This is a genomic window from Microcoleus sp. CAWBG58 (assembly GCF_020883045.1).
Taxonomy (GTDB): domain Bacteria; phylum Cyanobacteriota; class Cyanobacteriia; order Cyanobacteriales; family Microcoleaceae; genus Microcoleus.
Map to the genome: position 1 here is coordinate 1 of NZ_JAHRFA010000090.1, position 25,903 is coordinate 25,903.

Sequence of the window (25,903 nt, forward strand, 5' to 3'; positions counted from 1 at the left end):
AATCAATGACTGTTTTCTTACAAAATTCATTATAAAGCGTCTCTGTAGCTTCTAAGCATGGTGAATTTATCTCAAAATATACTCACGACTGGCGAACAGTCTTCAATAAGATGCGTTCCCCCTGGGTTGCTTCCTTTTTTGCGGCGTGATACCCGCTTCTGAATTACTCGTAAGCGTTTTTGAGCTTTACGATAATATTGGGGAATGCAGACGGTTTCGCCTTCAGAAGTTGTTAAGAACTCTTTTAAACCAACATCAATCCCGGTGATTTTATTTGGGTTGAAATTTGGCTTAATCTCAGGAACGATCAGATCTTCTAATGACAACGTTAGGTAAAAACCGTCAGCTTTCTTAGTGACCGAAGCCGTTTTGATTTTGAGCCCATCAGGTATAGGGCGATGCAGCACAACCTTGACTTTTCCAAACATCGGCAAGTTAATCAGATTTTCCTGCAAACATCCTTCTTTCATCTGAGGATAAGTAAAGGTGCGATAACGATTGCGAGCTTTAAACCGAGGTTTCCCACTTCGTTTCCCGTTGCTATCGCCTTTGAGAAACCTGTCGAATGTTACCTTGACTCGCTTAACTACATCTTGCAGGACTTGAGAATAAATCTCGCTATACCAGGGATGAGTTTTTTTGAGCTGAGGTAAGGTTTTTTTCTGGCTGTAATAGTCAGGGTGATCTCGCAGTTCTGGCAAATGGCAGATTAAAAGACAAGCGTTAACAGGAGAGCGATTTTGCTCGTACCAGTTGAATCTATCAGCCAACAAATAATTGTATTGAGCGCATAACATTGACAGCCATCTGTCAAACTCAATAACTTGTTGTTTTGTGGGACGTAGTTTGTACTGGTATGCTGTTCTCATTTACCTGGCTCCTTGCTTTTTATGTTAACATCATTGTGTCCGCAATGACAACACAACATAAAAAACAAAAACCTGTATATTCGACTATCCGAAAAGAGACTTAATAAATTGAGAATTATTGCAGCATAAGCGAGAAAAAACCTTTACTCAGATGGTAGAGGAATGGATCGATCGTCTATCCAATACATCTATTGAGTTACTTCATTCAGGAGATCAGTCTGCCTATCCATCCCACACCAATTTTGATATAAATATGGTGTGGGGATTCCGGCGAAGAAAGCTAAACCTCAACAAAAAGAAGAAGAACCGCCAAAGAAGGGTGACGGGTGGCAATAGATACAACGGCAGTTTAAAAAGCGTCAATACCGTATTCTTCACAAGCTTGTTTTAGCGGAAATAACTTGACGAATTACTCAGTTTGTGTATTGCCGTTGGTCGATCGCAATTTCGGCTTAGACTGCTGTCCCCGGCGTCCGTCCAGAGAAACCACCTCAGCCTCAGAACTCTCCCTAGCCACCCGAATCAGCAACCCCGACAACAAAAAACTCGCCACCATCGAAGAACCGCCGTAACTAAAAAACGGCAGCGGCAAACCCGTAGTCGGCAAAACCCCCGTCGCCACCCCAATATTCAGCAGCGACTGTCCCACCATCACCACCATTACCCCAATCGCCACCAACTGAGACTCAGCATTCCGCGCCCGCATCGCCACCCTCAAAGCCACCGTAGTGTAAGCCGCCAACATCAGTAACAGCGAGAAACCTCCCACCAAACCAAACTCCTCAGCAAACACAGCAAAAATAAAATCGCTGTACTGAATCGGCAAATAAAATAACTTTTGCTGCGACATCCCCAAACCAACGCCCCAAATCCCACCAGAACCCACAGCCAACAGACTTTGAATCAACTGATAACCATCCTGCATCGGATCCGCCCAAGGATTGAGAAAAGACATAATCCGGCGGCGCTGATATTCCTTAAAACTAATACTTAAAACCGCCAACAGCATTCCCCCTATAGCCGTTCCACCCAACTGCAAGTAAGGCAAGCCCGCCGCCAAAGCCACCAACCACAAAGTCATCCCGCACAAAGCCGTGGTACTCAAATTCGGCTGCAACAAAATGCCCAACAGCATCGCACCAAAAATTAACAGCCAAGTAAACCGAACTTTATTCGTCAATCGAGGCCAGTTGCCGAAAATGCGGGCGCTTTGCAGAACAAAAAACGGTTTAATCAACTCAGAAGGTTGAATAATCGGCACCGGGCCCAGAGATATCCAGCGAGTTGCACCGTTGACTGTGGTTCCCACGCCCGGAATTAAGGTCAACCAGAGCAATCCTAGCAGCACCAGAATTCCCAACTGAGCAGTTTTCATCAGGTAACGCAGGGGGGAGTAAACCATTAAGTTAAAGCCCGCCAGCCCGATCGCCACTGCGATTAATTGCCGTTTAAAATAGTAAAGGCCGTCTCCCAATTCAGAATTGGCAATGGGATAGGAAGCCGAAAACAATGCTGTCAGCCCTACAAACAGCCACAAAAAAGTCAGCCACCGCAGCCATCGGGCTTCCGCAGCCCATTGCGACGCGCTGGGGTCAAAAAATGGAATGAAGCGTCGAATATCATTAGTCATTAGTTATTAGTTATTAGTTATTAGCTGTAGGGTGCGTCGCCAGAAAATCCGTTACATTAAATCGACTGTTAGGGCAGCGACGCACCTTACCTTATATAGCGTTTCTCAAAAAAGTTAGGTATGCGTGGGATGCCTATGCCCTATACCCTATGCCCTATGCCCTATGCGTACCTCATGTTAGTGATAAAGGCTATATCATTTCTCTTCGTCGCACCCTACAACTATAAAATCATAACAAACAAAAAAAGAGGTCGATCGCGACCTCTTGCCCTGTATCAATCCATTCTCGGATTTTAAAGTAAGCCAGTATTAGCTCCGGGCTTACCGGTAGCCAGTTGCACTTTAATAATTCTGCCGCCCATTTTCATAATTCTTTGCTGTTCCCGGAACCAGTTGTCATAGGGAACCAGCTTAGTAAAATAGGTATTTTGCAATTCGCGCTGAGTGCGGATGCGAGTTTGGCTGGGGACGCAAGCAGTCACTTTAAACATTCTCATGGGAAACAAACTCCTGAGTAGGTTTACAGATTTTTAGATGGATTTTAAAAAGATTGAAGTCAGGGAGTTAGGAGTCAAAACTAGCTCGTTAAAACTCGTCGGGCGTTCTCGACTGGCCTTTGACGGTCTAGCAATCACTCTCAACTTCCCTGACTTCTTTCAAAGCTAAAGGTAATAAGTCCAAAGTTAAAAGTTAAAAGTTAAAAGTTAAAGTTAAAAGAGGCAAGAAATAAATCTTCTTCCTTCTTCCTTCTTCCTTCTTCCTTCTTCCTTCTTCCTTCTTCCTTCTGCCTTAGATTTAGCTCAAGCCAGAGCAGATGTAGTCGAAATAGACGCCCATTTCTTTACCAGCGTCAGAACCGACCAAACCGGCGGTGACTTCTTTCATTGCTTGGATTGCTTGTACGGTAGAACCGATGGGCACGCCCAAGGAGTTGTAGGTTTCTTTCAAACCGTTGAGCACGCGCTCGTCGAGGATGGAAGGGTCGCCAGCTAGCATGGCGTAGGTGGCGTAGCGGAGGTAGTAGTCCAAGTCGCGAATGCAAGCTGCATAACGACGAGTGGTGTACATATTGCCGCCGGGACGAGTTACGTCAGAGTACAACAGAGACTTAGCAACTGCTTCTTTGACGATTGTGGCTGCATTGGCGCTGATGGCGGTAGCGGCGCGGACGCGCAGTTCACCAGAAGCGAAGTAGTTCTTGAGCTTGTCTAATGCGCTGCTGTCCAGGTACTTACCTTGAACGTCAGAGGTATTGATAACGGCGGTAATTGCGTCTTGCATGGTTGTCTTGTTTCCTTGAAAGTGGCTGAGTCAGTCCAATTTTGGAGCTAGAATTTTAGATTTGGGATTGGGGATTTGAGATTTACAAGTAGTTGATTATCTGCAAAAGCTTTTGGCTTGTTATTCAGTAACCCTCGATTGTTCAATCAAAAATCTATTATCAAAAACCTAAATTCCTTACTGCATCGCACCGATAACGTAGTCGAAGTAAGAGGAAGCTTCGGAAGCATCTTCTCCAGAAAGCAGCGAAGAAGCTGCATTTTTCATAGCGCGCACGCCTTCGGCAACTGCTGCAATCGGGGTTCCGAGAGAGTTGTACATTTCGCGGACGCCGACAATACCGATTTCTTCGATCGGAGTAATGTCGCCAGCTACGATTCCGTAGGTGATCAAACGCAGGTAGTAGTCCAAGTCGCGCAAGCAAGTTGCGGTCATTTCTTCGCCGTAAGCGTTGCCGCCGGGAGAAACAACATCAGGGCGCTTTTGGAAAAGTTGGTCGCCGGCTGTTTTGACGATACGTTCGCGGGATTCGCTCAAAATTTGGGCGATGCGGACGCGGCGTTCACCAGAGGTGACGAAGCTCTTGATGCGGTCTAATTCGCCTGGGCTCAGGTAACGAGCTTCAGCGTCTGCGTTGACGATTGATTTGGTGACGATACTCATCTTGTGTGTACCCGCTGGATATTTTGCTATTGCGAACTGCTCCGCGTTGAACTAGCGACGGCGGGCGCTTTCATCCCGTACCTTTCGCTTCGCTGGTGGCTGGAGCTTTGACGGGGAAGGGTGGACTTTCCACAGGCTGCAACTGCTGAAGTTGTTACCTGGTGTCTGCCTTCGCTGTTTGACGGCGCTCGTTCTTCACGCCGGTGCGTTTTTTTATGGCTGCACTGAGCCTGTCGCTTAGAATACCACAAATGATTGATGCGATCTTTAATCTACGATCGAGATTGCAGCAGATCCTCAAGTGGCGATCGAGTGACTGTAGGGCAGTTAGTCAGAATATTGCTTCTCTAACGCAACTACCTCTCGCAAGTATTTTGAGGCATTATGTTCACATTCTGAGTGTTACCGTAATAGTTTGTAACATTCCTTTTCATTTTTGGGCCCTCGGCGCCGTCTGATCCGTTAAAAATTCCAACTCAAAAAATAGATAAAACTTTTTCTCAGCAAGGGTTACAGCTATCGAGCCTTCAGAGATTTGTCCCGAAGGCGACGGCGCGAGGCTAAAAAACTTCTGTGTCAAACACAGGTGCGGGAGACACAGGGGCGACAGGTGCGGATCGGAAATGGGGACTTTTAAGCTTGTAGCTAAATTTGACTCTCGTCCAAACAAAAACGGATACAAGTTTCCCACACTCGGACGCGGAGCGACCAAAATTTTAGATTAAGGTACAAATTCCCAGACTCATCTGTGGAATAAATCTAAAATCTAAAATCCTAAATCTAAAATCGATCGACTCTCACTTTGTAACCAGGTGCGACGTGAAAAGAAATCTATCAGCCCTTAAAAAAGCTTTGCAGTTTGGGATTAGCGGTGCTGTCGGCGGTTTCGCTGGCAATCTCATCACTGAACCTTTCATGCACCATCTCAATGATTCAACATCTGTTTTTGACAGTGTATTGTCCACATCTCGCTGGTTTGGATTGGTAGGCGGTAGCATTGCTACGGCAATTATGTTTGGCTATTATTACTATATCAAAGGCAAGCCACAAATCAAACAATCTTTAAAAAATGGCGGATTGTTTGGTGTCATCTCGGGGGCAATTTCTGGAGCAATCGCCGAAGGTATTTTTAGCGGGATTGGCGACGGTGAGAATGAAATATTGCGAGTGATTTGCTGGGGAATAGCTGGCGGTTTGTTAGGACTTGGACTTTCTAAGCGAATTCCCAATTTAGGAATGCTGCGCGGCGCGGGTGGCGGCGGTGTGGGTGGCGTTTTGGGCGGTTGTTTGTTTATTTTGTTTGCTTATACTTTGTCGGGTACGGCGGGCCGTTTAGCTGGCTGTGGTGCGATCGGCTTTTGGATTGGCATTATGCTAGTTGTGGCCGAAACTTTGTTTAACAAAGCTTGGCTGGTAATTAGTTACGATACCGGAACCAATCGCACTCTGACTATTGGTGCGGAACCGGTGACTTTTGGTAGCGATGAAAATTTGTCTATTATCTACATTCCTCATGTTTCGCCTTTAGCGATGCGGTTTCAATTGGAAGCGGGTCAAATTGTTTGCGAGAATTTTGATAGCGGGGCGGTGAGTTATTTGCGATCGGGCGACCAAAAGAGAATTGGTAACTGTACAATTACAGTTGGAAACTCTGATTTAGCCGCTCCTAATTCTGCTCGGGTTACGCCGACTATTTTATCACAAGAATCGCCAGCCAATGCTTTTGCCAACGGTCAATTTTTGCTGAAATTGGGAAGTCGAGTTATCCCTCTGACTGCGGGGACTCAGCTATTCACCTCTGACATTCCTAGTTTAACGGCTACTGCGTCTAGTGGGGTGGTAGCGCTGGTGAATTCTCGATCGCGAAACGAGGTATCCTTAGGATTGATCAATTTGAGCGATCGCTCTTGGTGGGCCACAGACAGTCAAGGCGATATGAAAATGATTGAACCTGAAAGTACCCTGACTTTGGCGTTGGGCACTAAAATCGAATTTGGTGAAATCGAGGGCGAGATTGTCGGAAGCTAAATAATCTTAAATCTCCTCTTCCAATAGGTTAGTAATCAGGACTTTAGTCTTCTAAGAAAGGATGCGGACTAAAGTCGTCACTACGAACCTTTTTGATGCGGACTAAAGTCCTCACTACGAACCTTTTTGATGCGGACTAAAGTCCTCACTACGAACCTTTTTGATGGCGGCAAATTAAATTGCAGATAATTAATTCAAGCAGAACTGCCGCTAACACCAGTAATCACACCCGCACCAATCAAATGAGCCAAACGCAATACTTCAGGAACCATATCAGTATCAGTCAAATGCTGGAGTATGAGTCAATATGGTTTACTTAACGCTTTTGATGAATTTCATCTGACGATTTTTCGATTATAAAGAGGTGAAGTAGATATTAAGAATATTTTACCGCAGAGAACACAGAGAACACAGAGAGGGGAGGGATAAAAGGTTTTTTTACGACATCCAAAACCCTCGCAATACTCTTCCCTCTGCGCCCTCTGCGCCCCAATACGGTTCAAAACTCTTCTCTTGATGGAGTGGATTGTATTTCAATACGGTTTACTTAATGCTTTTGATGAATTTCATCTGACGATTTTCTGGCAATATAGCCATTTTTGGCAAGTCAGATTTTTCTTAAGTCAACTGTATTGGAGTATGAGTGGGTCAGCTCTTCCTTGTATTTAAAAAGGTTTTAAACTCTTGTCTCAAAAATACGTAGCAGCAATAGATCAAGGAACCACCAGCACCAGATTTATTATATTCGATCGCCTGGGACAGATAATTTGCAGCAACCAACAAGAACACCAGCAGATTTATCCACAACCGGGATGGATGGAACACAATCCCGAGGAAATTTGGCAGCGAACCCAAAGCGTCATTAAAAACACCCTGGAAATCGGCAATATCGATGCCAAAGATATTGCAGCCCTCGGCATTACCAACCAGCGCGAGACTGCAATTGTTTGGGATAAAAATACGGGAAAATCCTACGGAAATGCGATTGTTTGGCAAGATACCCGGACTCACCAAATTTGTACTAGCTTAGCAGAAGTTGATGGCAAAGATCGATTTAGATCGCGCTGCGGTTTACCGCTAGCAACTTATTTCAGCGGCCCAAAAATTAAGTGGATGCTGGACAATATCGCTGGATTGCGGGAAGCGGCAATTAAAGGCGATGCGATTTTTGGCAATGTCGATTCTTTTCTAATTTGGCATCTGACAGGAGGCGCGCACGTTACCGATGTTACCAACGCCAGCCGCACAATGCTGATGGATTTGCAAACCCTCGATTGGGATGCGGAAACTTTGGAAATCATGGGAATTCCCCGCCGGATGTTGCCAGAAATTCGCCCTTCGAGTCAGGTTTTTGGCACTGCGAAAGGATTGTTAGATGGTGTTCCAATTGCTGCTGCTTTGGGAGATCAGCAAGCAGCTTTGGTTGGGCAAACTTGTTTCAGTGTTGGGGAGGCGAAAAATACTTACGGTACGGGCTGTTTTATGCTGCTGAATACTGGTGAGGCGATCGTCCCTTCAAACCACGGGTTACTGACAACAGTCGCCTACAAGCTCGGAGAATCGCCCGCTGTGTATGCTCTCGAAGGCAGTATTGCGATCGCCGGAGCATTAGTCCAGTGGCTGCGGGACAACATCGGCATCATCAACACATCTGCGGAAGTAGAAACATTAGCAAATACCGTCGAAGATAGTGGCGGAGTTTACATTGTACCAGCATTTTCTGGACTCTACGCGCCCTATTGGCAAGACAGCGCGCGCGGAGTAATTGCAGGTTTAACTCGCTACGCGACTAAGGCACATATTGCTCGTGCAGTATTGGAAGCGACAGCTTGGCAAACGCGGGAAGTATTGGAGGCGATGAATCAAGATTCTGGCGTGCAGCTTTTGTCTTTAAAAGTAGACGGTGGGATGGTAGGAAATCACACGCTAATGCAGTTTCAGAGTGATGTTTTGGGAGTGCCTGTGGTGCGGCCTGTGGTAGCGGAAACTACTGCACTAGGCGCGGCTTATGCGGCTGGTTTGGCGGTGGGTTTTTGGAGCAAACTAGCCCAATTGCGGGATAATTGGGCGGTGGATTGTATTTGGGAACCCCAAATGTCGATCGCACTTCGGGAGCAAAAATATCGCTTTTGGAAAAAAGCAGTTACCCGCACCTTTGACTGGGAGGAATGAATCACGAATACCGTTGGTTAACAGTTCAGCTTAATCTGCTGTAGTACCGCATTCCGGCAGGGGTTTAAACCCCTGCCTCATAGCTTAAGTCGGTTAAAACCGACTAAATAGTTATGTTTTTATAAGTTATTTCAAATCCGCACTTCATCAGAATTATTGCTCTCTCCCTCATCTCCCTCTGTGCTCTCTGTGTCCTCTGTGGTTAAAAAAATATGCTCCAACGGCAAACGATATTAATCCCAAATATGTATTTAGTGCTATCATCAAACACAGGACTACTTTTCAACCTGGAAATAAATGATTTCACTAAACAACTTAAAAAAAATCCTCACCTTCATCCTATTAATCCTGACACTGGCATTTGCAGAAATTGCCACTAATTCCCAAATTGCGATCGCAGATACAGCCACAACTCCCGCAACCGCAACCGCCGCCGAAGTCTTCAACACCAACTGTGCAGGCTGTCACATCAACGGTAGCAACATTATCAGGCGCGGCAAAAACTTGAAACAAAAAGCCTTAAAAAAATACGGCATGGATTCAATCGCCAATATTTCAAATCTAGTAACCAACGGTAAAGGTATTATGCCCGCTTACAAAGATCGTTTGTCCGAACAACAAATTATCGATGTTTCCGCCTACGTGCTATCCCAAGCCGCAACTGATTGGAAATAAATCGGAGGTATGGCAAAGTGAAAAACCGTAATTTTTGGCACAAAACCTTAACTTTTATTAGCTTGTGCTTGTATCTAATCCTAACTATTAGCCCGCCCGCTTTCGCCTCAATTCACAAATATCCAGAAAGAGCCGACAGAGTAATGTTCCGCTCCGTACAAAGCCTGCGCGATAATCGTGATAGAGCATGGCAAGTGGTTTTGTATAAGCGAGTACAGTCGGGATTGGTAAACTCCTTTAACCTGAGGCTGGTAGGATTTCCCGGCACAGAATTGGAGCATCCTGTAGCGGTAAATGTTGCTGCGGGCGATCGCGAAATTGGTAAAGCCAAAGATATTTGGAGCGAGTCGGATTTACCGGTTAACGTCGGAGAATATGATTTTAAATCAATAATTACAGAACTGCAAAGCAATCAACCTTTAAGGTTGAGTTTGCCTGTGAAAGGTGAAAAAGAAACTGGGTTGCTGGTTCCTCCTTTTGGTGTCAGAGAATGGCGGCTGTTGTTAGATACCAAGTAAATATACTTAGGTTATCTGGTCTCAAGTTAAAATCCCTAGAGTCGTGTGTATCAAAAGCTACTAGCCTCAAGTACGCCTTAAGGTAGATTTAACCGTTTTTCAAGGTAATTTTGAAACAAACTCAATGTAGAGTTGGTCAAGTGATAAAACTCCATTGTTTATAACGTGCGTGTCTTCAGGGTGAAATTACTTACTATGAGTTTAATCAGTACAATTGTCGGAAAAGCTTTAGAAACGGGTTATTTAACGGTTGAAGCCGAGGAACTGTTGCGCCAGCAGTTGCAGATGACTAAGTACGGTTTAGAAGATTTTGAGGCTTTTATTACCTTGCAAACAGAGGTGATGGAAGGTAGGGTAAGACAGCAGGCTTTGGAATTATTGCGATCGCACAACTGTTCTGCTGCCGTTGCTTGAATTAAGGTCGAGGTTTGTAGTGAGGACTTTAGTCCTAATCAATAAGGACTAAAGTCCTCACTACGAACCAAACGGGCGATCGCGCTTTTGGATAGAATTAAGTGCGATCGATCTTCGTATGTTGATAAGCTATTTGCGATCGGGCTAGGAGCAACGGCCCACAAAAAAATCCACTCTTTGTGGAACAGGCAAGATGCCTGTTCATAAAAATTATAAAACTGCATAAAGTATTGTCATTGCGAGGAAGGAAGCAATCGCAAGGTTTTGAAGTTGCTTCGTTCATCAATGTTTCTACTGCATTCCTAGCTGTTGCCTTAACGCTTCGGGCACATTAACGGCTGTATCCAAACCTCGAACATTTTTCTACTTAGCATTTTCATCCCACTTGACATCGTCGCTAAAAGTGCAATTGGTGAGGTTTGTGTGCCAGAGGTTTACCTCGCTAAGATTTGCGTGACTGAAGTTTACCTCGGTGAGATTTGCGTGACTGAAGTTTACCTCGGTGAGATTTGCGTGACTGAAGTCTATGCCACTTAGGTTTGCATGACTTAAGTTTACCTCACTAAGTTCTGCGCCACCGAAATTTACGTCGCTGAGGTTTGCGCGGCTGAGGTTTGCGTCGCTGAGGTCTGCGTCGCTGAAGTTTACCCCACTGAGGTTTGCGCCAATGAGGTTTGCGCCAATGAGGTTTGCACCACTGAAGTTTACCCCACTGAGGTTTGCGTGCCAGAGGTCTGCGCCGCAAAGGTTTGTGCCGTTGAGGTTTGCGCCGACGAAAAATATCTCAACAATTTGGAGAAAGCCAGAATCCCTAATACAAGAGCTATAACCGATGATACGCAATAACCGACCTGCATCGTCAAGCTTACCTTCAGCATTAGCTTTCCCACAGGGATAAAACACCATTTTGTCTTTCAATTCATCTCTCTGCTGACCGTAACGGTGCAACTCCAACAGCAAAATCATCACATTCAAACCAGCATAAACATCTATTTGTCGCTGACCCAAATCTTGGGTTTTCAATTGCTCTCGCAACAAGCGCATCTTCTTCTGAGGCAAACTTTCCGGCAGCATATCAATAAATTCCCCCTCGCACCACCGCAAATAAAAATCTTCCAGACGCTGGAATAACTCCACAGGATGAAACAGACTTTCCTCCCCTCCAACAGCCGGAGTTGTTAACAACCCCATCAAATATTCCACAATTTCTGGTGTCAGCGCTCCATAACCCAACAAATCATAAATTTCCCAATCCATATCAGAGTCTTTAGTATTAAATCCTCTACCTTTCTTTCCCGGTTCCGTCCACTCTTCCAGACTTTCTTTCAATCGTTCCGCACACAGAAACTCACCAAAACTCTTGTGTACAAACTCCACAGAACCATCTTGACTGCCTTGCTGAAGATAAAAAACCGCCAAAGCATTTCTCAGAGGATCATCGCCAATCCGTCGTTGTGCTTCCTCAAGTAATGCTTTAACCGAGTTGTCTGATTTCAATCTTTCCTCAATCATCGCTACAGGAGCACATTCCCCTCCCGATTGCACCACGCATAATCCTGCTTCTGTCAGGATGCGCCGCAAATCCTCTGTTTCTAATTCTGTTAAATCGCGATTGAGCAATTTAGAGCGCTGTTCTGTGAGTACCCAATTCACAGCTTGGTTGTAAATCAAAATTTTTGCTTTAGTGCTGCTAGTTCCTTGAAAATCTGCAACTTTCAACTTTCCATCCCGGTGCATCGCTGCTAGTAGATAAAGCAATAGCGGTTCTCGCGCCAAGTCTAGTTTCACCTGTTCAGGACAGCGTTTATCTTGCAAAAACTGCTTAAAAGCTAAGGTTTTTTCCGCCCCAAATTGGGCTTCCCACTTGCTCAACCATTGTTGCTGTAGTTCGTCATTCATCACCTGAATAGCAACTCGCTCCAGATTATCTGGCATTTGCCTTTCAATTCCTTGCAAAGCTAAAGTTCTACCAGTAATCAAAACCCGGTGTCTCATTTCCGAACTCTGCTGACAATCCCGTTGAAATTGCCCTAATTGTTTGATGAATTGCTCTAAACCCCCGCTGCTTCTTCCCTCCATCAACAACTCGTCAAAGCCATCCAAGAAAAACAAATATCGCGTATTTCGATCCATCAACCAATCGTCATCCTTAGCAAAACTGGTATTAACTGCCTCTTTTAGTGTTTCTCTAAAACTCTTTTGTAATATGAGAATATCTCGCAATCGAATTAACACTGGCGTCCAAACAGGATGCAAATTTTCTCGCACCCAGTCAGCAAACATTCGACAAAAAACGCTCTTCCCGCGTCCGGGTCCAGCTTCGACAAACATTACTTGATTTTGTTTGTTTTCATCTACTAGTGACTCTTTTGCCCAAGTTTCTAAATCAAAAGCTTCAGCATCTCGATCTACTTTGCCATTTTTATCAATTGGTTTGGCCTTCAACGGCACGTAGATATCTTTAAACATAAAGTCTTCAGCAAATACTGGTTCTTTAGGTTTTGAGGCGATTTGTTCTTCCAAGTAGTCATCAATGCTTTGATATTTTTCTATTGCCTGCTGCCACTCGCGGAAAGAAGGCTGTCCGAGATGTTTAATTGCATCGCCGGAAACTGCCCAGAATTCGATGAAATAGCGGTGAGTATTAGCAGATACTCTTTCTGTCAAAATTTTAGCTTCATTGGCTGCTAGTCCAGCTTCTTGCAGGCGTTCTGACAGCACTTGGTTGAATTCCTTAGCTAAGAGCGAATCGCGGAAGCAAAGCACAGTTTTTTTAGATTCACTATCGCTAAGGTCAAAATTCTCTATTTTTTTGATTAACTGCTTAACTCGCTCGGAAGCCGGAGTTTGCCCGATGCGACTTAACAGAAAACTGTTTTCTTTAATAAAATTATTAAAACTTTCCAGATAAGCCGCCTGACTGACGAGGAAAATGCACTCAGCTAAAGTCGGTTGCTCTTGAGTCTTTTCAATAAAAACCGCCAGCAATTTCGCCGCAATCCCGACAAACGGCAATCCAGTTCCCACAACTTGAGCTAAGGGAGAGTTCAAAACTTCTAGCAGCAAGTTACTATTGTCCAGCCCTTGTTCCTTGAACATCTTTGCCAATTCAGCGGCTGCTTTCCCAGCTTCTCCGATCGCCTCTGCTGCATCAGTAGAATATAGTTCTTTAATATCAGTAGTTAAGAGTTTGAATATGCGATTTGCCATTTTACCCGCCGCGCTTTAGAATAGAGAGTCTGAGAAAAGCTACATTCAACTCTCTAAACATTCCGTAAAAAAATAAAATAGGACTTACGCACGGGCGGTCAGAAACCAGGTTTTTGCCCTTGATGTCGGCCGTAACGAAGGATCTCGGAAAAAACCCGGTTTCTCTGGTTTTGATGCGTAAGTCCTAAATCAGAAAATATCAAGTGCTTTTTAACTTGACAAAAATACCCAAATCGACAATAATGGTAGATTGTCTGTCTAAATCCGGCTCGGATCAGGTTAAGACATTCCAAAAGCTGGAGAGCAGTCCACAGCCAAAAGTTATTAACAATTGACAACTGTCAACTGTCAACTGTCAACTGTCAACTGACTACTCAGCTACCTGTACGGCAATCTCAACAACCATCCCATGACTTACGCAATCATTGAAACCGGCGGCAAACAATTTCGGGTAGAACCAGGCCGCTTCTACGATATCGAACTGCTTCACGTCGAAGCCGAATCCAAAGTTACGATCGACAAAGTATTTCTGATCCAGCACGAAGATGACGTTCACATCGGTCAGCCTCTAGTCGAAAATGCCACTGTAGAAGGAACTGTGCTGCGGCACTTCCGGGGCCGCAAAGTCCTCGTCTACAAGATGAAGCCGAAAAAGAAAACTCGGAAGAAAAAAGGCCACCGTCAAGAAACAACTCGCTTTATGATTGACTCTATTACAGTCAATGGTGTTGTTTTGGCAGCGAGAGATTTAACTCAAGCAGTTGTTGAAACTCCCCAAACCGGCGAAATTGAATCAGAATAAAAAATAGTAAATAACAGTTGAGGACATTATGGCCCACAAGAAAGGTACAGGCAGTACACGTAACGGACGCGACTCTAATTCTCAGCGTCTGGGTGTCAAAAAGTATGGCGGTCAAGTTGTCAAAGCTGGCAACATTTTGATCCGCCAACGCGGTACGAAAGTTCACCCCGGTAACAATGTTGGTATCGGCAGAGATGACACTTTGTTTGCTTTGGTTGATGGTGTGGTGACTTTTGAAAGAAAGGGCAAAACTCGCAAGAAAGTCAGCATTTATCCTGTGGTTGCACCTGAAGCTGTCGCGGTTTAATTTTGATATTTCGCGGCGTTGTTTAAGTTTCTTTTGTTTGTATCGAAATCTCGATCGCCCTTAGCCTCCTTATTAACGGGGGGAGAAGAGAATTTATTCAAAGTCGCCGTTTAAGTCTCTTTTGTTTGTATCGAAGTCTCGATCCCCCCTAGCCCCCCTTCTTAAGGGGGGGACAAGAGAATTTATTCAAAGTCGCCCTTTTTAAGCAAGGCACAAGAGAATTCATTCAAAGTCCCCCTTCTTAAGGGGGATTTAGGGGGATCTAGACTTCGCCTACAAGCGACATTTATTCCTCTTGAAGCGAGGGATAAGAGAATTCCTTCAAAGTCCCCCTTCTTAAGGGGGATTTAGGGGGATCTAGACTTCGCCTACAAGCGACATTTATTCCTATTGAAGGGATTGATTGGCTAGCCTCCTCCGACAATTGTTACAACTTCTAGGATGTCGCCCTCTTGTATCTTTGTCGTTTCCCAAAATTGTTTGTGCAGGATTTCACCGTTGTACTCCACAGCTATTAAGCGCGGGTTTAATCCTAATTGTTCTAGTAATTTTGGTAACGGTGTGTCGATCGCACAATTGCGATTTTCTCCGTTAACTTGCAGCGCAATTTGATTTGTCATCACTCAAATATTATCAGTTTCAGGGCGGGTTTTGTACAAAAATTATATTTGATCCACAGAATTCGTGCGCGAAACCCGCCCGCCAAATCGCCAATCAACCTAGGTGTTCCCCTGCAAAGCTTTCTGAGATTTCAACTTCTGCATCCGAATCAACTGTGAGATGAAAAATTGCGTGACTAATGTAGGCTGTTCTGCATCCATAATCGATCGCACTACGGCAACTCTTTGAGCTCCGGCATTCAACACTTCATCGAGGTTGTTGATGTCAATTCCGCCGATCGCAAACCAAGGAACAGGTGACTTACTAGCAGCATACCGCACGTAGTCCAAACCAGTCGCTGCCTTGTTTGCCTTCGTTGGAGTTTCGTAAACTGGCCCAACTCCAATATAATCTGCTCCCGCATCAATAGCTCGCTGCATTTCTTCGCCATTCGTCGTGGAACTACCGATGATGCGTCCCGGGCCGAGCAACTTGCGCGCTTCCGCTACAGACAAATCTTGCTGTCCTAAGTGTACGCCGTCGGCATCCGCGGCGATCGCCAAATCCACGCGATCGTTCACAATTAGCAAAGCATCGTAGCGGTGACAAAGTTCGCAAAGCTGCCGCACATTCGCCAGCTTTACCCCGTCGTCTGAGACTTTGTCGCGGTACTGCACCAACGTTACTCCGCCTTGCAAAGCAGCTTCCACGATTGTTAAAAAGTTGTATTTGGGGGAAGTTACAAGGTATAACTGCGATCGAAGTAACTGCTGGTAGCGCCGGTAAGCCAACAAATCGCTTTCAAGAGTATAAACCCGATAGCGCATCTGCTTCAAAGCCTTGCCCATATTCGGATCGTAAACTTTGCCGTACTCTTCCAGTACCCGCAAAGCTTCCTCCACCCGACAAAAATTCGCCGCCAGCAGTTGCTGAATGTTCGCACGGTTTTCTTCCTGCGGGTGAGTCAACTCCGTACCCGGATCCGCCGGCGTATCCCTAGCGCTGCGTAATTCTGGGGTGTGCCAAGCAGCCAATTCCTGGCGCAATTGCTTGCACTCGCCAGCTAAATCGGCGCTATTAAGACCAAACCTGCACCATTCTTCAATAATTCTCAACCCTTCGCGCGATCGATCTAGATTTGCATCTAAAATCCGGCAGAGGGCTGGCTGTGCCGGTAAAGTTCTGTTTTGTTTCTCGGTCATTCAGAACCACCTTGATTAAACTAAGTGCTAGCAGTCAAACTGCTACATTCTCCCACGCCCTCAAGATTGTGGTGAAGGCGATCGACCTAATTCTGCCATCAACCGATCTAAATTTGACAATTTTTTAAGTTTTATCGAATTTCAAGAAAACAAAGCATAATAGATCAAACTCGATCGAAGTGGAATCGTTAAGCTGCCTGCCACACTTGGGAGGAGAGCTGTGAGGTTAGCAGGACAAAACAAAACATTAACAGCAGAAAACCCCAGCAAATGGGTGAAATTAAACTGCGATCGCGCAAACCCGACACGAAACACGGGATGCGAAATTTGGCTCAAAGATAAATTGTGTTTTTTTATGATCCTAAATTCCAAACAGAGTAAGTGCCAAAAAAGTCGCTCGCCAAGCAAGAGTTTAAGTTCTTGCCTGCTGCTCGTCTTTGCCAGCACGGCTTTTTGCCACCCTGAATCCTCGGCGATCGCCACCGAGACCGGCTCCGTGCAGCTACTTTCCCAAGCGCCAGAGAGCGACATTAACATACTCTACGTCAGTTCCAGCGGTGGCAGCGACACGGCAGGTAATGGCAGCGATGGAGCGCCGTTCAAAACCCTCACCTACGCCCTCAGCGTCGCCCCCCCGAAAACCGCGATTTTACTAGCGCCCGGTACTTACAGCGCTCAAAGCGGCGAAAAATTTCCATTAATGCTCAAGCCCAGCGTGACTGTTCAAGGAAATCCCAACACTCGCGGCCAAAATATTGTCATCAAAGGCGGAGGAGAGTTTATCAGTCCGACTTCGGCCGGTCAAAATATCGCGATTTTAGGCGCAGACGGGGCCGGACTCAGCGGGGTGACGGTAACAAATACCAACTATCGCGGTTACGCTTTGTGGATCGAATCGAGTTCTCCGACGGTTGTTAACAATACTTTTTCAGGTAGCACTCACGACGGCATTTCGGTAGTTGGTACTGGAAGGCCGACGATTGGCGGGAATTTTTTCTCGAAAAATGGAGCTAACGGGATTACGATTTTTGGGGAGTCTCGCCCGGAAGTTCGAGATAATGTGTTTGAAGACACCGGATTTGGGATAAATGTCGCCCAGAATGCTTCGCCTTTGTTAATCGGCAACAAAATTACTCGCAATAAAGACGGCGTGGTGGTGCAAGCTGATGCCAGACCGATACTTCGCAACAATTATATCGAAAGCAACCGCCGAGATGGAATTGTGGCGATATCCAGAGCTCTGCCGGATTTGGGAACTTCGGCGGAACCGGGGGGAAATGTGATTCGCAATAACGGCCAGTACGATATCAACAATGCGGCAAAAGGTCAAGTCATCCCAGCTTACGGGAATCAATTGTTGAGCAATCGGACGACGGGATCGGTTGATGTGGCGGGAAATTTTAGCCCGCCTCCACCCATGGCGGGAACTGCTTTGCAGCTAAGGGTCGATCGACCTTCGAGTATCGGCGGCCCAGAAACTTCTCTCCCTGCTTACACTCCCGGGCGATTAACTCCCAGGGTTGAAAGAGCGCCAATTGCCCCACCCGCGCCAGTTTCGAGGCGACCGGCACCCGGGAACACTCAGTTGCGGCCTCTGCTTCCTCCGAGAAACACCGATTCTGCTGCTGAAGGAACAGGGGCGATCGCAATTCCTGTACCCGATCCAGATGCTAGATCCGTTCGAGAAAGTTCGGTACAGCAACCAATGATTCCGCCCAATTTTGATAGTTCGAGTGCGGTTACTTCCGAGGGTAAATTGCCGGTTCCGGGCCGCAACATTCCTCTAGGAAGGGGTGGCTTTGTACCTGCTGGTTTAGGGGGGAATTCTGTGCCCGATTCCGAAAATTCGCCGAGGCTCGATCGAGCTTCTGCTTTGGGTTTCCGGTATCGAGTTGTGGTGGATGCCGAGAGTTCGGGCGATCGACAAAAAATGCTATCCTTGGTTCCCGATGCTTTTCGGACTTTTACCAACGGGCGATCGGTGATTCAAGCCGGTGTTTTTCAAGAACGCGAAAAAGCTGAGGAATTGCTACAAATTCTCACAGATAATGGTTTGAATGCTCGGATCGAAGATATTAAATGAATCTAGAGCAGACGGCGGTTGAAACCGCGTCTACACAAACGAATTCCGCCTCCGCGGAATCAAGATCGGACGGCGGTTGAAACCGCGTCTACACAAACGAATTCCGCCTCCGCGGAATCAAGAAAGTAACGTGGTTTCAACTGCCCGATCTTCAACCCGCGCACCATCCGGGTTTTGTCTGTGTAGGCGCGGTTTCAACCGCCGTCTGCTCTGTTGAATATTAACCTTCAAAAACCACGACATCAAAAATTTTAGGGCCTAGCATATCGGATGCCAGACCCTAAAACATTTGTAATTTCAATTGATTCAAGTGGGTTTTTAGCTCTGCTGAAATTCAGCAAACAACTACTACTAAGGTGAACTTTTTGGCAACTGCTCTGCGAGCGACCTAGCTATTAGCGGAGCCTATTCAGACTTCTGTGTTTGATTGTGCGATCGCAATTCTAACTTGATAACTTTCGATTTCTCAAATCGCCTCAAGCTATTTCACAAATCCCGAGCGCAATATCAACCTTTCTTTTATCTGCTAATAAACTACACGATTCAGGCGTTGCCTGCGAACCAGAGCCGAGCGGGACAAACACTCTAATTCAAATTTTTTATCCAAGTTTTTTGTGCTGCTTGGTTTCTGCCCCTCATGTATTTAAACTAACATCAACTCCCCGCCTAAGAATACTTTGTTTACCAAAGTTAACAGTTTTTGATGCGCCGAAATAATTCCCAAAGCAATTATTAACAATTTGTACGATCGCCCGATAGCGCAATGTGCATATCCGGCAAGACTTGTTTGCTCTCAACGCAGCAGGGCTTCCCAAGTAGCGCGGCCGACAATGCCGTCTGCTGGTAGTTGATATTTTCGTTGAGCAGCCTTGACAGCAACTTCAGTTTCGCGCCCGAACACGCCGTCAGCACTGACACGCAAAAATCCCTTAGCCCTCAGTCGCTCTTGCAACTCTCTGACTGCCGGCCCCCGCATTCGTCTTCTCAAAACAGGAAAATTGGTGGGCTGCGGTTGGGGGTTAATCTGTGTGTTTTCGGGGGTTGCAGGAGCGTTGGCGATCGGGTTTTCAACACTAGCGTCCGGAGTCGCTGGAAACAGCCGGTTCCAAGTATTTTGACCGACTATGCCGTCTGGGGCGATGCCTGCTGCTTCCTGAAACTCAGACACAGCTTTAGCGGTGCTTTGCGAGAAAATCCCGTCTACCTCGCCGTTATAAAATCCCAATAATTTAAGAGCAGCTTGGAGTTCGGTAACATCTGAGCCGCGACTGCCGATTTTGAGCGCGGGGCGGACGATCGCACCTGTTTGGGCGATCGGGCTGTTATTATTACCTGGTTCGGAGGTAGGTAGCTGTGCATTAGCAGGAGTAGAGGCGATCGCGCCCAGTGCCAATAAACCGCACAAACTCCAGCCGAGGAGTAAACTCGGAACTTCGCGGGCTTTATTCCAGCTTGCTTTCAGGTTTTCGGACATGGGAAATTCGACCGATACAAAACTTGGTAGCGATCGTACATCAAATCTGGAAAAAATTGGGCATCGGGCATTGGGCATCGGGCATCGGGCATCGGGCATCGGGCATCGGGCATCGGGCATCGGGCATTTTTGATTCCCAGTCCTTCCCTTTGATAAAAAAATTAATCCCCTAAAATAGCTGCAATTGGCAAAAAAACTGCTAGATTGCCGTAGAGCAAAGATTAAACCGCGTTCATTGGGCCTTCTTCAACACCATGACCGAATCCAGCAACCCCACCAGAACCGCTAGCCAAATAGACATTGGCAATGTCAACATCGGCAACTTCCAAGTCGGCAGCATCAGCGGCAACAAATACAACGACTTCAACGCCAACGGGCGGCCCGACGGCAGTGATGTGCCAATTCCCAACTGGCAAATCTACCTCGACCTCAACAACAACAATCGCATCGATGGCGGTGAACCTTCCACGCTCACCAACGCCCAAGGCAACTACATTTTTGCCAACCTGCCACCGGGAACTTATCAAGTTAGGGAAGTCCAGCAGCCGAACTTTCGCCAAACTACCCCGAATCCCGCACCCATAACAATAACCAGCGGGACAAATGCTAGCAATATTAATTTTGGCAATAATTTCAACGCTGGGACGATCGCAGGTACAAAATTCAACGACATCAACAGCAACGGCCGCCTCGATCCGGGGGAACCACCCCTAGCTAACTGGCAGATTTACCTCGACCTCAACCGCAACAACCGGCTTGACGGCGGCGAACCTTCTACTATTACAAACCTTCAAGGCAATTACGCTTTTGTCAATATTCCGGCAAATACATATTTGGTGAGAGAAGTCCAGCAACCGGGTTTTCGCCAAACTACGCCTGACCCGGGCCCGATTAATGTTACTTCCAACGCCGCGATCGGCAATGTCAATTTTGGTAATGTATTTTTTGTCGGCAGCATCAGCGGTCTCAAATACAATGACCTCAATGCCAACAGTGTTCGAGATGCGACAGATCCGCCTCTGGTTAACTGGCAAATTTACCTCGATCTAAACGCCAACAACAGGTTAGATCCGGGGGAACCAAATACCATCACAAACCCCCAAGGCAACTACACTTTTGCCAATGTTTCCCCGGGCCGGTATTTGGTGAGGGAAGTTCAGCAACCGGGATGGATTCAGACTACGCCAAATCCAGGGCCGATCGACATTACGGGCAATACTAACGCTGTCGGGGTCAATTTCGGCAACAATTTCCCTACTGGCAGCATCAGCGGCTTTAAGTTCAACGACCTCAACGCTAACGGTGTCAACGAACCGACGGAACCGAGAGTTGCCAACTGGCCGATTTACCTCGACACCAACAACAACAACGTCCGAGATCCTAACGAACCTTCGACTTTAACAAACCCCCAAGGTAATTTCTCTTTTATCAACTTGCCCCAAGGCATTTATTCGGTGAGAGAAGTCCCGCAGCCCGGTTTCCGACAAACTACCCCAAATCCGACTCCGATTACTGTGGGTAACGGCACAAATGCCACCAATATCAGCTTTGGCAACGTGTTGGTAACTGGCACGATTAGCGGTGTCAAATTTAACGATTTTAACGCCAACGGTCGCCTAGACGCCGGGGAACCGCCGATCGCCAATACCCAAATTTACATTGACCTCAATAACAACAGCCGTTTAGATCCGGGCGAAGCCAGTAACTTTAGCGACAGTCAGGGCAATTACAGTTTCCGCAATGTTCCGGTAGGTAGTTACATCATTAGGGAAGTTCCGCCCCCAGGCTTCATTCAAACAACTCCGCCTGCCCTGGTAGTTGTCTCCGCAGACGTTCGGGCTAGCAGTATCGATTTGTTGACTGGAGAGGCTGAAAGTCGATTGGCTACATCCTTGAAAGGCGACCCGCTGACGGATGCTGGCTATGGGGGCGAACCTGCCGGCAATATGGGGGCGGATATTTCAGTGGCGATCGCGAGTCGCGATAATTATCAAATTAGCGATCTTTTGCTCGATCGACCTGTCGCGAATTTAGGCAATCTTCCTAACTTTGGGCAACAGAATCCACTTTGGGAACCTAGTACACAAATCGGCGGGTTTGTCAATAAAAATGAATTAATTAACTGGAATCTGGAAACTCGTTCGGGTGGGTGATGGAGGTTTCGATCGAGGACGCGGGGCGCAGCTATCGGGTGATTAATCGCCCGGAATGCCAAACTGCAAATAAAAATCAAGAAGAGGTTAAAGGGCGATCGCGTGATACCCTATTCTTGGCAGCGTCCAAGACTCAAGCTTAAGTTCCGGGAACCCCGAAGCTGGCTTGTTGTATATTGGGTGGAATATTTCAGAGGCTGTAGAATTGAGCGTAAGTCAGAAACTATCAGACAGTTCCCCTAACCCCGATCGGCATATTTTCAGGCAAAGCAAATCATATCCAGTCCGGTAGCTCGATCGGTCTAAAGCTTGTTGTGAAGAGCTTGTTGTGAAGAGGCAATCCCAGAGCCTGCGATCGCATCTTGACAGCAAACCCTGACAAACCCGAACAATGCCGCCCGACTTGCGATCGGGGCAAGCACTCAATCAAGTCCTTTTTAGAGCTCAAACCAGCAAGTATGTACGGAGAGAGAAGGCGTGCAAATCTTAAAGATGTTGCCCTCAAATTGCCAGGGCTCTTCAAAACCTGATATACTGGCCAGCGACAAAGCTTGAGGCATTGTTATGTGAGATGGGGAACATTACCTCAAGCACAGACGTATGTAAAATCGAGTGGCAATTGTCAGCGACTAGCAAAAACTACTCAGCTATTGACAAACCCATACAGTAGTCTGTAATTTACGTGGATTTAGGTGTGAAGGAGAGAAATCATGGCAAATTTAACTAGCGAAGAGCGGATTGCCCAGCAATTACAGGTTGGGAATACAGGCCCGGCAATTTTAGGTATCAAGTTCAATGACTTGAACGCGGATGGGATCAGACAGGCAAATGAACCAGGTCTGGCAAATATCCCCATTCTCCTCGAACCTGCGATCGGCAGCAACGGCCGATTAGATACAGGCGATGTCTCCGTCCTTACAGACGCTAACGGAGGGTTCTCGTTCATAAATCTGGTTCCCGGCAACTACGTAGTCACAGAAACAACAGTACCGGCTGGTTTCCGTACCACGACTCCAAATCCCCTCGCTGTCACTGTTGGAAACACAAACACCAACGTTTTCTTTGGCAACACCCAGCTTGTGGGTAGCCGAATTGTCGGATGCAAATACTTAGACATAGATGCCGACGGCTTTCGAGACGGGAATGAACCGGGGATTAAAAATGTCAGGATATATCTTGATGGCAGCAACGGCAGCGTCCCCAACGGCCGATTAGATGCAGGGGAACTTAACACATTAACAGACAAAAATGGTGGGTGGTCGTTTAATGTAACCCCTGGAACATACAGAGTTCGGGAAGAACGAGTCAACGGTATCAACGGAGAACCCCTAGAAAGAGATTTCCCCCAAAGCACCCCACCCAACAACATCCCTGTACTGGACGTAACGGTAGCCCCCGGTCAAACCTTTGCCTGCGCTCAAGTTGGCGACACTCCTCTTTATCAAATTGAAATTAACAAATTTCGGGACAATGACCGCAGTGGCACGCGAAATGTGGTCAATGGAGTTTTTGAACCCCCCATTGCTAACGTACCCTTCATTTTAGATTTGAACGGGAACGGTCGCTGGGATCAAGCCTCAGAACCCATCGCTATCACCGATGTAAACGGAGTTGCTACCTTCAGGGATTTGAGAGCTGCCAATTACTCTGTCTTGGAAATTTTTCCAGCGACACTCCCCGGTGGCGGTGTCCCAGGCAACCTCAATGCTCCAGTGGCAACTACTCCTAACCCCGCTCTGGTTTCGGCACCAGGCCCGCAAGCACGGTTCCAGGGTACGATCAGCAGAGAGCAACCGATCTTAGTAACAGATTCAACCTATACACTGAAACCAAACGACCCTAAATTCGTAGATACCAACCGCGACGGCGTTCAACAGGCTGGGGAAAGATCGATCGCGGCTACAGGCGAGCGGCCGATTTTTGCCAACACTCCTTTACCTTTCCCAGCGACTAACCCCTCACCAGCAGTTACCTTTACTCCTGTGGGAGCTAATACTGGGAATGGAAGTAATTCTGGTGTGGGAAACACTCTACCTAACATCACTGTATTCAAATACAATGACCTGAACGGAAACGGTCGCTTCGAGCCTATTCAGGGTGAAGTACCAATTAGCGGTGTCACTGTCTTCCTAGACACCAACAATAATGGCACTCCTGAGGCCGGAGAACAACAAATACAGACGAATGCTCAAGGAAGAGGAGCATTTACCAACTTGCAACTGGGCAATTACACGGTGCGGGAAGTCGTACCGGCTGGTTTCTCGGCTTCGACAACTGCTGGTGTTCCGGTGACTCTAGGCACTCAGGACGCTAACGTTACTTTTGCCAATACGCCGAATAGCAACATCACCGGTTGCAAATTCGAGGACTTTAACTTGAATGGCTACCGAGACGGAAACGAACCGGCGATTAGCGGCGTTACTGTTTTTCTCGATACCAATAACAACGGCAGGCTCGATGCAGGGGAAGCAACTACCACTAGCGATCAGTTTGGTACTTTTGCTTTCAGAAATTTGCGTCCCGGTACTTACAACCTGCGAGAAGTACCTCCTCCTGGTTTCTTCCAGACGACTCAACCGCTCAATATCGTTTTGGGCCCCAATCAAACCTTTACTTGCGCTTTGATTGGTAACTCTCGCCGCTATGATTTGTTAGTTCCCAAATTCCGAGACGACAACCGCAACGGCGTACAAGACGGAACCGAACCTCGTCTGGCTAATGTTCCATTTACTTTGGATTTGAACCGGAACAATCGTTACGATGCCGCTACTGAGCCTTTGGTGAGAACGAACGCACAAGGGATTGCTCTATTCCCGAATTTGATCCCGGCCACTTACTCGGTTTTGGAAGTTTTCGACGATCCGAACGTTCCCAACCCGTTCCCGATCCGGACAGGGCCTAATCCTGTTACCTTTAACGTGCCGGGCCCAAATACTACGCCTTCGGCGCCAGTAGCGACTCCAGCAAGAACTGCTTCTAGCATCGATCTAGTGACCGGCGGGACGGATGTGGCTGCTACAGTTAGCAACGATCCTTTGACTAACGGTGGCAGTGCCGATGCTACAGTGACAGCCAGCAGTATCGCTGAATTCGTCGCATCGAGTGGAGTTGTTACCAACTTTGACGATCTTGAAGCCTTGAAAACAGCAAGTTCGCTGACTTTTGCAACTACACAAGATAAGTCTGAGAATTGGCTGTTGGCTGCTCCTGCTCCTATCCAAGTGTTCTAATCTGAAGTTGGGTTTCTAGTTTGAAACTCAACTATTAGTAATTAGCTAGTTTAAACTGCACGTCAAACATGGTTTTGGCGTGCAGTTTACTTTTGTGCCGATCGCACAAACTGTCTTTAGTATAGCAATCCTAAATGATTAATACAGATATGTAGGGGCGGTGCCAAGAGTGCCCGCCCTCTGAGATTGGGCAACCACGGGGAGTAGGGGTCGGATTGCCCCTACAAGAATTACACAAATGATTTAGGATTGCTATAGTAGACTGCGATCGGCAAAAAGAACGATTCCCCGCCGCCACAAAACCTTTATTTATATCACGGGTAAAATTTTGCATCCCAACGGCGGATCTGTAGTTAATGCTTAGGAAGGACTAAATTCCTTACTACAAACCTTGTTTTTAAGAAGGACTAAAGTCCTCACTACAAACCTTGTTTTTAAGTTTGTACTGAGGACTTTAGTCCTCATATCGCCAGTTCAAATCTGAAGTGCAACACCCAGGAGTTTGACCAAGGGGGACTCACAGGGATAGTCTAATGTTTACCACAACAAAAGGACACCCCCATGAGCTACACCCATCTTACTCTTTCTGAGC

General features: G+C 46.7%; 23 protein-coding genes. 13 read left to right on the plus strand and 10 right to left on the minus strand.

Annotated features, from left to right (window positions below; genetic code table 11):
* Window positions 1–71 precede the first annotated feature (71 nt).
* Window positions 72–869 (minus strand): transposase, encoded by a 798-nt coding sequence (locus QZ918_RS27800; RefSeq protein WP_527250456.1) that lies wholly within the window; start codon window positions 867–869, stop codon window positions 72–74.
* 118 nt (window positions 870–987) lie between these two features.
* Between QZ918_RS27800 and QZ918_RS27805 the strand changes: the two genes are divergently transcribed.
* A complete protein-coding gene (locus tag QZ918_RS27805) occupies window positions 988–1,260 on the plus strand; it encodes a hypothetical protein (RefSeq protein ID WP_293340997.1) in 273 nt (90 codons plus the stop codon).
* A gap of 18 nt (window positions 1,261–1,278) precedes the next feature.
* On the opposite strand, the gene QZ918_RS27810 is transcribed toward QZ918_RS27805, so the two are convergent.
* The 4 genes from QZ918_RS27810 to apcA form a co-directional block, all read right to left on the minus strand.
* Window positions 1,279–2,499: an FtsW/RodA/SpoVE family cell cycle protein gene (locus QZ918_RS27810; RefSeq protein ID WP_293341000.1), complete on the minus strand. Its 1,221-nt coding sequence runs from the start codon at window positions 2,497–2,499 to the stop codon at window positions 1,279–1,281.
* A gap of 293 nt (window positions 2,500–2,792) precedes the next feature.
* Window positions 2,793–2,996, minus strand: coding sequence for a phycobilisome linker polypeptide (locus tag QZ918_RS27815; RefSeq protein WP_006634929.1), 204 nt, complete (start codon window positions 2,994–2,996; stop codon window positions 2,793–2,795).
* A gap of 298 nt (window positions 2,997–3,294) precedes the next feature.
* On the minus strand, window positions 3,295–3,780 hold the full coding sequence (gene apcB, locus QZ918_RS27820; RefSeq protein WP_293144548.1) for an allophycocyanin subunit beta: 486 nt from the start codon (window positions 3,778–3,780) through the stop codon (window positions 3,295–3,297).
* A gap of 177 nt (window positions 3,781–3,957) precedes the next feature.
* Window positions 3,958–4,443, minus strand: a complete 486-nt coding sequence (apcA, locus tag QZ918_RS27825; RefSeq protein WP_265234273.1) for an allophycocyanin subunit alpha — start codon at window positions 4,441–4,443, stop codon at window positions 3,958–3,960.
* A gap of 819 nt (window positions 4,444–5,262) precedes the next feature.
* On the opposite strand from apcA, the gene QZ918_RS27830 reads away from it, so the two are divergent.
* From QZ918_RS27830 to QZ918_RS27850, 5 genes are all read left to right on the plus strand, one after another.
* Window positions 5,263–6,471, plus strand: coding sequence for a hypothetical protein (locus QZ918_RS27830; protein WP_293341003.1), 1,209 nt, complete (start codon window positions 5,263–5,265; stop codon window positions 6,469–6,471).
* A 684-nt stretch (window positions 6,472–7,155) separates the two neighbouring features.
* Complete coding sequence (gene glpK / locus QZ918_RS27835) at window positions 7,156–8,643, plus strand: glycerol kinase GlpK (RefSeq protein ID WP_293341005.1); 1,488 nt, start codon at window positions 7,156–7,158, stop codon at window positions 8,641–8,643.
* Between the two features lie 297 nt (window positions 8,644–8,940).
* A complete protein-coding gene (locus QZ918_RS27840; RefSeq protein ID WP_293341008.1) occupies window positions 8,941–9,318 on the plus strand; it encodes a c-type cytochrome in 378 nt (125 codons plus the stop codon).
* Window positions 9,319–9,335: 17 nt separating this feature from the next.
* Window positions 9,336–9,836, plus strand: coding sequence for a DUF3122 domain-containing protein (locus QZ918_RS27845; RefSeq protein WP_293341011.1), 501 nt, complete (start codon window positions 9,336–9,338; stop codon window positions 9,834–9,836).
* 195 nt (window positions 9,837–10,031) lie between these two features.
* On the plus strand, window positions 10,032–10,250 hold the full coding sequence (locus tag QZ918_RS27850) for a hypothetical protein (protein ID WP_293341014.1): 219 nt from the start codon (window positions 10,032–10,034) through the stop codon (window positions 10,248–10,250).
* Between the two features lie 38 nt (window positions 10,251–10,288).
* On the opposite strand, the gene QZ918_RS27855 is transcribed toward QZ918_RS27850, so the two are convergent.
* Both QZ918_RS27855 and QZ918_RS27860 read right to left on the minus strand, forming a co-directional pair.
* Window positions 10,289–10,474 (minus strand): hypothetical protein, encoded by a 186-nt coding sequence (locus QZ918_RS27855; RefSeq protein WP_293341017.1) that lies wholly within the window; start codon window positions 10,472–10,474, stop codon window positions 10,289–10,291.
* 139 nt (window positions 10,475–10,613) lie between these two features.
* Window positions 10,614–13,460, minus strand: a complete 2,847-nt coding sequence (locus QZ918_RS27860) for an NACHT domain-containing protein (protein WP_293341020.1) — start codon at window positions 13,458–13,460, stop codon at window positions 10,614–10,616.
* Between the two features lie 409 nt (window positions 13,461–13,869).
* Between QZ918_RS27860 and rplU the strand changes: the two genes are divergently transcribed.
* Together rplU and rpmA are read left to right on the plus strand one after the other, a co-directional pair.
* Entirely contained in the window at window positions 13,870–14,262 is a 393-nt protein-coding gene (gene rplU / locus QZ918_RS27865) for a 50S ribosomal protein L21 (RefSeq protein ID WP_293189767.1), read from the plus strand.
* Between the two features lie 28 nt (window positions 14,263–14,290).
* A complete protein-coding gene (rpmA, locus tag QZ918_RS27870) occupies window positions 14,291–14,569 on the plus strand; it encodes a 50S ribosomal protein L27 (protein ID WP_293144521.1) in 279 nt (92 codons plus the stop codon).
* A 407-nt stretch (window positions 14,570–14,976) separates the two neighbouring features.
* On the opposite strand, the gene thiS is transcribed toward rpmA, so the two are convergent.
* Window positions 14,977–15,189, minus strand: a complete 213-nt coding sequence (gene thiS / locus QZ918_RS27875; RefSeq protein WP_293341023.1) for a sulfur carrier protein ThiS — start codon at window positions 15,187–15,189, stop codon at window positions 14,977–14,979.
* Window positions 15,190–15,288: 99 nt separating this feature from the next.
* Window positions 15,289–16,371: a thiamine phosphate synthase gene (locus tag QZ918_RS27880; protein ID WP_293341026.1), complete on the minus strand. Its 1,083-nt coding sequence runs from the start codon at window positions 16,369–16,371 to the stop codon at window positions 15,289–15,291.
* A gap of 220 nt (window positions 16,372–16,591) precedes the next feature.
* Between QZ918_RS27880 and QZ918_RS27885 the strand changes: the two genes are divergently transcribed.
* The gene (locus QZ918_RS27885) at window positions 16,592–18,454 is read left to right on the plus strand and encodes a DUF1565 domain-containing protein (protein ID WP_293341028.1); all 1,863 of its coding nucleotides are present in this window, start codon (window positions 16,592–16,594) and stop codon (window positions 18,452–18,454) included.
* Between the two features lie 793 nt (window positions 18,455–19,247).
* On the opposite strand, the gene QZ918_RS27890 is transcribed toward QZ918_RS27885, so the two are convergent.
* Window positions 19,248–19,928 (minus strand): peptidoglycan-binding domain-containing protein, encoded by a 681-nt coding sequence (locus QZ918_RS27890; RefSeq protein WP_293341030.1) that lies wholly within the window; start codon window positions 19,926–19,928, stop codon window positions 19,248–19,250.
* Between QZ918_RS27890 and QZ918_RS27895 the strand changes: the two genes are divergently transcribed.
* The 4 genes from QZ918_RS27895 (at window position 19,927) to QZ918_RS27910 (ending at window position 25,311) form a co-directional block, all read left to right on the plus strand.
* Window positions 19,927–20,061 (plus strand): hypothetical protein, encoded by a 135-nt coding sequence (locus QZ918_RS27895; RefSeq protein WP_293341032.1) that lies wholly within the window; start codon window positions 19,927–19,929, stop codon window positions 20,059–20,061. The two genes, QZ918_RS27890 and QZ918_RS27895, sit on opposite strands and share 2 nt — an antisense overlap.
* A 121-nt stretch (window positions 20,062–20,182) precedes the next feature.
* Entirely contained in the window at window positions 20,183–22,081 is a 1,899-nt protein-coding gene (locus QZ918_RS27900) for an MSCRAMM family protein (RefSeq protein ID WP_293341034.1), read from the plus strand.
* Complete coding sequence (locus QZ918_RS27905; RefSeq protein ID WP_293341036.1) at window positions 22,081–22,224, plus strand: hypothetical protein; 144 nt, start codon at window positions 22,081–22,083, stop codon at window positions 22,222–22,224. Before QZ918_RS27900 ends, QZ918_RS27905 begins: the two co-directional genes overlap by 1 nt.
* 567 nt (window positions 22,225–22,791) lie before the next feature.
* Complete coding sequence (locus QZ918_RS27910; RefSeq protein WP_293341038.1) at window positions 22,792–25,311, plus strand: SdrD B-like domain-containing protein; 2,520 nt, start codon at window positions 22,792–22,794, stop codon at window positions 25,309–25,311.
* The last annotated feature ends 592 nt before the right edge of the window (window positions 25,312–25,903 follow it).

Excerpts from the sequence above, each read along its gene's own strand:
- QZ918_RS27800 (WP_527250456.1), bottom strand. The coding sequence starts at position 869 with ATGAGAACAGCATACCAGTACAAACTACGTCCCACAAAACAACAAGTT.
- QZ918_RS27810 (WP_293341000.1), bottom strand. The coding sequence starts at position 2,499 with ATGACTAATGATATTCGACGCTTCATTCCATTTTTTGACCCCAGCGCG.
- QZ918_RS27815 (WP_006634929.1), bottom strand. The coding sequence starts at position 2,996 with ATGAGAATGTTTAAAGTGACTGCTTGCGTCCCCAGCCAAACTCGCATC.
- apcB (WP_293144548.1), bottom strand. The coding sequence starts at position 3,780 with ATGCAAGACGCAATTACCGCCGTTATCAATACCTCTGACGTTCAAGGT.
- apcA (WP_265234273.1), bottom strand. The coding sequence starts at position 4,443 with ATGAGTATCGTCACCAAATCAATCGTCAACGCAGACGCTGAAGCTCGT.
- QZ918_RS27840 (WP_293341008.1), top strand. The coding sequence starts at position 8,941 with ATGATTTCACTAAACAACTTAAAAAAAATCCTCACCTTCATCCTATTA.
- QZ918_RS27850 (WP_293341014.1), top strand. The coding sequence starts at position 10,032 with ATGAGTTTAATCAGTACAATTGTCGGAAAAGCTTTAGAAACGGGTTAT.
- QZ918_RS27855 (WP_293341017.1), bottom strand. The coding sequence starts at position 10,474 with ATGCAGTTTTATAATTTTTATGAACAGGCATCTTGCCTGTTCCACAAA.
- QZ918_RS27860 (WP_293341020.1), bottom strand. The coding sequence starts at position 13,460 with ATGGCAAATCGCATATTCAAACTCTTAACTACTGATATTAAAGAACTA.
- rplU (WP_293189767.1), top strand. The coding sequence starts at position 13,870 with ATGACTTACGCAATCATTGAAACCGGCGGCAAACAATTTCGGGTAGAA.
- rpmA (WP_293144521.1), top strand. The coding sequence starts at position 14,291 with ATGGCCCACAAGAAAGGTACAGGCAGTACACGTAACGGACGCGACTCT.
- thiS (WP_293341023.1), bottom strand. The coding sequence starts at position 15,189 with ATGACAAATCAAATTGCGCTGCAAGTTAACGGAGAAAATCGCAATTGT.
- QZ918_RS27880 (WP_293341026.1), bottom strand. The coding sequence starts at position 16,371 with ATGACCGAGAAACAAAACAGAACTTTACCGGCACAGCCAGCCCTCTGC.
- QZ918_RS27895 (WP_293341032.1), top strand. The coding sequence starts at position 19,927 with ATGGGAAATTCGACCGATACAAAACTTGGTAGCGATCGTACATCAAAT.
- QZ918_RS27890 (WP_293341030.1), bottom strand. The coding sequence starts at position 19,928 with ATGTCCGAAAACCTGAAAGCAAGCTGGAATAAAGCCCGCGAAGTTCCG.
- QZ918_RS27900 (WP_293341034.1), top strand. The coding sequence starts at position 20,183 with ATGACCGAATCCAGCAACCCCACCAGAACCGCTAGCCAAATAGACATT.
- QZ918_RS27905 (WP_293341036.1), top strand. The coding sequence starts at position 22,081 with ATGGAGGTTTCGATCGAGGACGCGGGGCGCAGCTATCGGGTGATTAAT.
- QZ918_RS27910 (WP_293341038.1), top strand. The coding sequence starts at position 22,792 with ATGGCAAATTTAACTAGCGAAGAGCGGATTGCCCAGCAATTACAGGTT.